General features: G+C 63.3%; 7 protein-coding genes. All 7 read left to right on the top strand.

Translation table 11 applies throughout. The features are described from left to right. Positions 1 to 133: 133 nt before the first annotated feature. The 7 genes from PG892_RS20705 to PG892_RS20675 all read left to right on the top strand — a co-directional run bounded on the left by PG892_RS20705 (position 134) and on the right by PG892_RS20675 (position 6,909). Positions 134 to 751, top strand: coding sequence for a glutathione S-transferase family protein (locus tag PG892_RS20705; protein ID WP_039040777.1), 618 nt, complete (start codon positions 134 to 136; stop codon positions 749 to 751). Positions 752 to 997: 246 nt separating this feature from the next. Next, positions 998 to 1,417: a D-ribose pyranase gene (rbsD, locus tag PG892_RS20700; protein ID WP_010674787.1), complete on the top strand. Its 420-nt coding sequence runs from the start codon at positions 998 to 1,000 to the stop codon at positions 1,415 to 1,417. A gap of 35 nt (positions 1,418 to 1,452) precedes the next feature. Next, on the top strand, positions 1,453 to 2,982 hold the full coding sequence (rbsA, locus tag PG892_RS20695; protein ID WP_052814800.1) for a ribose ABC transporter ATP-binding protein RbsA: 1,530 nt from the start codon (positions 1,453 to 1,455) through the stop codon (positions 2,980 to 2,982). Continuing rightward, complete coding sequence (gene rbsC, locus PG892_RS20690; RefSeq protein WP_041211438.1) at positions 2,979 to 3,947, top strand: ribose ABC transporter permease; 969 nt, start codon at positions 2,979 to 2,981, stop codon at positions 3,945 to 3,947. The genes rbsA and rbsC overlap by 4 nt, the downstream gene beginning before the upstream one ends. A 30-nt stretch (positions 3,948 to 3,977) precedes the next feature. Continuing rightward, complete coding sequence (rbsB, locus tag PG892_RS20685; protein ID WP_010674790.1) at positions 3,978 to 4,853, top strand: ribose ABC transporter substrate-binding protein RbsB; 876 nt, start codon at positions 3,978 to 3,980, stop codon at positions 4,851 to 4,853. Positions 4,854 to 4,951: 98 nt separating this feature from the next. Continuing rightward, positions 4,952 to 5,884: a ribokinase gene (rbsK, locus tag PG892_RS20680; RefSeq protein ID WP_010674791.1), complete on the top strand. Its 933-nt coding sequence runs from the start codon at positions 4,952 to 4,954 to the stop codon at positions 5,882 to 5,884. Further along, complete coding sequence (locus PG892_RS20675) at positions 5,884 to 6,909, top strand: substrate-binding domain-containing protein (RefSeq protein WP_010674792.1); 1,026 nt, start codon at positions 5,884 to 5,886, stop codon at positions 6,907 to 6,909. Before rbsK ends, PG892_RS20675 begins: the two co-directional genes overlap by 1 nt. Positions 6,910 to 7,219: the final 310 nt, after the last annotated feature.

Genomic DNA, 7,219 nt, shown 5'->3' with positions numbered 1-7,219 from the left:
CCAGCGGGGCTGACGCCCCGGCGAAATTCCCCTCCCACCTACGTCGGAGGGAGTCCCCTTTCGCATTTAAGATGGCGCGCGCTGGCGGACGAGATGTCCACTGGCTCTTCTATCTCACACAAGGAAAACGGTCATGTCCGAACTGACGCTCTATCTTGCCCCGGGTACCTGTGCCATGGCGGTACGCATCGCTCTGGTGGAGGCCGGTGCCCCTCACCTTGTCAAGCGCCTGGATCTGGCCGCTGGTGAACAGCGCAGCCCCGACTACCTCGCCATCAATCCCAAGGGGCGAGTCCCGGCACTGGTGACGGAGCATGGCGTGCTGACCGAAACACCGGCTCTGCTGCTCTACGTGGCCCAGCGTTTTCCTAACGCCGGGCTGGCCCCATTGGATGACCCCTTCCTCCTGGCCAGGATGCAGGAGGTACACAGTTTCCTCGTCTCCACCGTCCATGTCGCCCATGCCCATGGACGCCGTCCCGGCCGCTGGGCCGACGATGAACAGGCCATGGCTGCCATGCAGGCCAAGATGCCCCAGAACATGCGCGATGGCTTTGACCAGATTGAGCGCCACTATCTGGCCGGCCCCTGGGTACTGGGGGAGCGCTTTAGCCTGGCCGACATCTACCTCTTCGTGATTGCAGGCTGGCTCGAGAGCGACGGGGTTGCCATCAGCGAGTTTCCCAAGGTGGCGGATCACTATCAGCGCATGCTGGCCCGCCCCGCAGTGCAGGCGGCGCTCGCCCTCTGATCTCCTCGCGCCGGGTACGCCTTTTTGTGCGGGCAACATCCGGCGACGCCTCTCAGACGGGGTGCTCTTATGGCACCCGTTTCTTCTGAAATTGCCCTGTCACTGAGATCGTTTTCACATTTTCGTCATCACTGCCTAGACCCGTTAACGGTTAACACCTATCTTTCGCCCTAATGACGCAACCGGTTGCGTAACCGATTGCCCAACTCAATATTCATATGCGGTCCCAGGCCGCCGAGGTGCTGTATGAAACGAGGCAAGCTGCTCAATGCTCCCTTAAGCGCGCTGGTCGCGCAGATGGGCCACACCGACGAGATCACCGTCTGCGACGCTGGCCTGCCCATTCCGGCAGGCCCCGAGCGCATCGATCTGGCGCTGATGGCGGGCACCCCCAGCCTTGAAACCGTACTGACCGCCCTACTCACCGACCTGGTGGTGGAGAAGGTGATCATGGCAAGCGAGATCAAGCAGATCAGTCCCGCCGCCCATCAGGCGCTGGTGGATCAGCTGGAGGCCCACGCAGCCGCCCAGGGCAAGCCCATCACCATCGAGTACTGCCTGCACGAAGCGTTCAAGGCTCGCTCCTGCCAGAGCAAGGCTATCGTGCGCAGCGGCGAGGTGACTCCCTACGCCAACCTGATCCTCTGCGCCGGTGTGGCGTTCTGAATTCTTCAAAGAAGGCCTCTTCAAGGAAGCTGCAAATGAGCACAACCTCCCCCCTCTCACCCATTCTGGAGCTGACCGGGATCGTCAAGACCTTCCCCGGGGTACGCGCGCTCGACGAAGCGGGCCTTCGGGTCTATCCGGGCCAGGTGATGGCCCTGCTCGGCGAAAATGGCGCTGGCAAGTCGACCCTGATGAAGGTGCTGACCGGCATCTACCAGGCCGATGCGGGCTACATCAACTATCGCGGCCAGCCGGTGCACTTCAAGGGCCCCCGCGACTCTCAGGATCAGGGGATCAGCATCATCCACCAGGAGCTGAACCTGCTGCCGGAATTGTCGATCGCCGCCAATATCTTCCTCGGCCGCGAACCGCGCACCCGTTTTGGCAGCATCGACCACAAGCAGTTGCGTGAGCGTGCCAGCGGTCTGCTGGCGCGACTTGGCGTCAAGCACGGCCCGGATACCCGACTCGGGGATCTCTCCATCGGTGAACAGCAGATGGTAGAGATCGCCAAGGCGCTGTCGTTCGATGCCAGCGTCATCATCATGGACGAGCCCACCGATGCGCTGACCGACACCGAGACCGAGCAGCTCTTCACCGTCATTCGTGAACTGCGCGAGCAGGGCTGCGGCATTGTCTACATCTCCCACCGCCTGAAAGAGATCTTCGAGATCTGCGATCGGGTCACCGTGCTGCGGGATGGCAAGTGGATCGGCGAGCAGGCGGTGAGCGATCTCGATGAAGACAGGATCATCGAGATGATGGTGGGCCGCCGGCTGGAAGAGCAGTACCCACGTCTTGAGCGCGAGCTTGGCCCGGTTAGCCTGCAGGTGAACGATCTGGCTGGTCCCGGCGTGCGCGGGGTGAGCTTCTCCCTGCGTCAGGGGGAAATTCTGGGCTTTAGCGGCCTGATGGGCTCCGGCCGCACCGAGCTGATGAAGCTCATCTACGGTGCCAGCCCCATCAGCGCTGGCCAGGTGACGGTGGATGGCCACGCCCTGGTACCCAGAAGCCCGGCCGATGGTCTGGCCGCTGGTATCGCCTATATCTCCGAGGATCGCAAGGGCGACGGCCTGGTGCTGGAGCTGTCGGTGCGCGAAAACATGAGCCTGTGCGCCCTCGGCGAGTTCATTCGTGGCGGTAAGATTGACGGCAAGGCCGAGCGCCAGGCGGTAGGGGACTATGTGCGTTTGTTCAACATCAAGACCCCGAGTCAGGATCAGCTGATCAAGCTCCTCTCCGGCGGCAACCAGCAGAAGGTGGCCATCGCCAAGGGGCTGCTGACCCGGCCCAAGGTGCTGATCCTGGATGAGCCGACCCGCGGCGTCGATGTCGGCGCCAAGAAGGAGATCTATCAGCTCATCAACCAGTTCAAGAAGGAGGGGATGAGCATCATCCTGGTCTCCTCCGAAATGCCGGAAGTGCTCGGCATGAGTGATCGCATTATGGTGATGCACGAAGGGCGCATTAGCGCAGAATTCAACACCCGCGATGCCAATCAGGAGAAGCTGATGGCAGCGGCAGTCGGTAAACAGTGGCAAGCAGAGCAAGAGGCAGCACAATGACAACCCAAACCCTTTCCCGCCGCGGCGTCATGAGCAAGGCCTGGTGGATCGAGAACAAGTCCCTGGTCGCGCTGCTGGTGCTGATCGGCGTGGTCTCCTTCCTGAGCCCCAACTTCTTCACCGCCGACAACCTGCTCAACATCCTGCGCCAGACATCGGTCAACGCCATCATGGCGGTCGGCATGACGCTGGTCATCCTCACCGCCGGCATCGATCTGTCGGTCGGCTCGGTACTGGCCCTGTGCGGCGCCCTGGCCGCCACCATGGTGGCCATGGAGCTGCCCATCGGCCTGGTGATCCCCCTCACCCTGGGGGCCGGCGCCCTGCTTGGCAGCATCAGCGGCCTCATCATCGCCAAGGGCAAGGTACAGGCCTTCATCGCCACCCTGGTCACCATGACCGCCCTGCGCGGCGTCACCATGGTCTACACCGAGGGGCGCCCCATTTCCACCGGCTTCAGTGACGGCGCCGATCACTTCGCCTGGCTCGGGACCGGCTACCTGCTGGGTCTGCCGGTGCCCATCTGGCTGATGGCCATCGTCTTCCTGCTGGCCTGGTACCTGCTCAACCACACTCGCCTGGGCCGCCACATCTATGCCCTCGGCGGCAACGAATCGGCCACCCGCCTCTCTGGTATCAATGTGGATCGGGTCAAGCTCGCGGTGTATGGTCTGTGCGGCATGCTGTCGGCACTGGCCGGGCTCATCGTCACATCCCGCCTCTCCTCCGCCCAGCCCACAGCCGGCATGGGGTACGAGCTGGATGCCATCGCCGCCGTTGTGCTGGGGGGCACCAGCCTGATGGGGGGCAAGGGCCGTATCATGGGTACCCTGATCGGTGCCCTCATCATCGGCTTCCTCAACAATGCCCTCAACCTGCTCGACGTCAGCTCCTATTACCAGATGATCGCCAAGGCCAGCGTGATTTTGCTTGCCGTGATGATCGATAACAAAAGCAACCGTTAACAAGCCACGCCACACACAAGGAATGAAATGATGAAAAAGCTCAATACCCTGCTCGCTGCCGCCATCATGTCCGTGCTGGGCACCGCCCAGGCCGCGGATCACACCCTGGCGATGGTGGTCTCCACCCTCAACAACCCCTTCTTCGTCACCATGAAGGAGGGGGCCGAAGCCAAGGCCAAGGAGCTTGGCTACGAGCTGGTGGTGCTGGACTCCCAGAACGACCCGGCCAAGGAGCTCTCCAACGTGGAAGATCTCACCGTGCGCAAGGTCAACGCCATCCTGATCAACCCGACCGACTCCGAAGCCGTGGGCAACGCCATTCGCCTGGCCAACAAGGCGAACATCCCGGTGCTGACCCTGGACCGCGGCGCAGCCCAGGGTGACGTCAAGGCCCACATCGCCTCCGACAACGTGGCCGGTGGCAAGCTGGCTGGCGACTTCATCGCCGAGAAGCTGGGCAGCGGTGCCAAGGTGATCCAGCTGGAAGGGATCGCAGGTACCTCCGCCGCCCGTGATCGCGGCGAAGGCTTCGCCCTGGCGGTCACCGCCAACAAACTGCAGGTGCTGGCCTCCCAACCCGCCGACTTTGACCGCACCAAGGGTCTGAACGTCATGGAGAACCTGCTGGCCGCCCATCCGACCGTGCAGGCAGTGTTCGCCCAGAACGACGAGATGGCGCTGGGTGCCATCCGCGCCGTGCAGGCCGCTGGCAAAGAGGTGATGATCGTGGGCTTTGACGGCACCGACGATGGCAAAGCCGCCGTGGCCAAGGGTAAACTGGCCGCCACCGTGGCACAGCAGCCTGCCCTCATCGGCGCCATCGGCGTGGAAACCGCCGACAAGGTGCTCAAGGGTCAACCGGTGGAAAAATCCATCCCGGTACCGCTGCAAATCGTCAACAAGTAAGTTGACGGGGGGAGGTTCGCCTCCCCTCTCTTTTTCCGCCAGTGCCGCCTGGTCTGGGTCCACCCAGACCAGGATGTACTCAACCAAGGGTGATAGGAATGAATCGTCTCGTAGTCCTCGGCAGCGTGAATGCGGATCATGTGCTGCGCGTCCCCCACTTTCCCCGCCCCGGTGAAACCCTGACCGGCCACAGCTATCAGGTCGTTCCCGGCGGCAAGGGCGCCAATCAGGCGGTGGCCGCCGCCCGCCTCGGCGCCCCTGTCTCCTTCATCGCCCGCATCGGTGATGATGCCATCGGCCACCAGATGAAAACCGGGTTTGCCAACGACGGCATCGATGTCAGCGCCGTCGAACTCGACCCCAGGCTCCCCACCGGCATCGCCATCATCTATGTGAGCGACGAGGGGGAGAACAGCATCGGCATCTCCGCCGAAGCCAATGGCGCCCTCACCCCGGCCGTAGTGCAAGGTCACGAGGCAATGATCGCCGCCGCCCACACCCTGCTGCTGCAACTGGAAGTGCCGCTGGAGAGCGTGCAGGAAGCGGCCCGTCTGGCTCGTGCCCACGGCACCCGGGTGGTGCTCAACCCCGCCCCCGCGCGCCCGCTCTCAAGGGATCTGCTGGCGCTGGTGGACCTCATCACCCCCAACCAGACCGAGGCCGAGCTGCTGACCGGCGTCAAGGTGACGGACGAAGCGAGCGCCCGGGAGGCTGCCACCCGCTTCCACCAGATGGGCATCGGTGAGGTGATGATCACCCTGGGGTCTCAAGGGGTCTATTGCAGCAAGGGGCAGAAACAGGCGCTCATGCCGGGTTTTCGGGTCAAGGCGGTGGATACCACGGCTGCCGGGGATACCTTCAACGGCGCCTTCCTGGCGGCCGAGCTCGCCGGCGCCGACTTTGACGCAGCCGTACGCTTTGCCCACGGGGCGGCGGCACTCTCCGTCACCCGGTTTGGTGCCCAGAGCTCCATCCCGAGCAAGCAGGAGGTCGATGCTTTCCTCCTTGAACAGACTGCGCAGGGGCACTGATGGCCAATATCAAGGAGGTGGCTGCGCTGGCGGGAGTGTCGACCACCACCGTTTCCCACGTCATCAACGAGACCCGCTTCGTGGCCGAAGAGACCCGGGAGCGGGTCTTCGCCGCCATGCGCGATCTCAACTATGCCCCGAGCCTGGTGGCCCGCAGCCTCAAGGTAAAGGAGACCAACAGCATCGGCATGCTGGTCACCACCTCCAGCAACCCCTTCTTCGCCGAGGTGGTGCGCGGGGTGGAGCGCTACTGCTTCGAGCAGGGTTACAACCTGATGCTGGGCAACACCGAAGGACAGGCCGAGACGGCGCTCTCCTACCTCAAGATGATGCTCAGGAAACGGGTCGACGGCCTGCTCATCATGTGCAGCGAGGGGCAGCAGGAGGTGTTCAACCAGCTCGACTGGCTCAAGAGCCTGCCGGTCGTGGTGATGGACTGGGGCATGGAGAACGACGAGGTGGATCTCATCGCCGACAACTCCCATCGCGGCGGCTACCTGGCAACCCGCCATCTGCTGGGGCTGGGTCACACTGCCATCGGTTGCATCACGGGACCCCACAGCCGCGCCCCGGCCAACCAGCGCCAGGCGGGTTTCGAGCAAGCGATGCAGGAGGCCGGGCTCACCGTCAATCCGGGCTGGATCCAGGAGGGAGACTTTGACTGCGCCAGCGGCGCCGCCGCCATGACCCGCCTGCTGGCGCTGCCAGAGCGTCCCACCGCGCTGTTTGTCTGCAACGACATGATGGCCATGGGGGTCATCAGTGCCGCCCATCAGGCAGGGCTGGTGATCCCCCGCGATCTCTCCATCGTCGGCTATGACAACGTGGCGCTGGCCCAGTTCATGTCCCCCCCGCTCACCACGGTCAATCAACCGAAAGAGGAGCTGGGCCGTCTCGCCGTCACCCGGCTCTTGGCACGCATCAACGGCGAGCCCATCGCAAACCGCATGATCACCGTGGATCCGGACCTGGTGATCAGACACTCCTGCGCTCCCTTTTCCTCACCGGACAGCAAACCAGTTTAAGTGTCAGCAAGCAGCAGAAGGGCGGCCATGAGCCGCCCTTCTGTGTATTGTCTCCTTGACATCGGCCCCGAGACTGCACAAGCCACCACTCAACTCAGCTTGAGATCATCCTCTTGCTGCGCCTCTCCCCGGGGAGCCAGGCGCAGCAGCCCCAGCGCCGTTGCCAACGGCTGGAGCAGCGCCTCGTACCCGGAGGGTGCTGGCAGCCAGTAGCGAATTGGCCAGCCCGCTTGGGGGGAACCGCAGAATTCGGAAAAAATCGTACGCTAAGCTAACGGTGTTCTCGTGACAGCTCTTTGACTAGGCTTTC

It is taken from the genome of Aeromonas sp. QDB68 (genome assembly GCF_027707405.1).
GTDB classification, from domain to species: domain Bacteria; phylum Pseudomonadota; class Gammaproteobacteria; order Enterobacterales; family Aeromonadaceae; genus Aeromonas; species Aeromonas caviae.
This window is presented reverse-complemented; position numbering and strand designations above follow the sequence as displayed.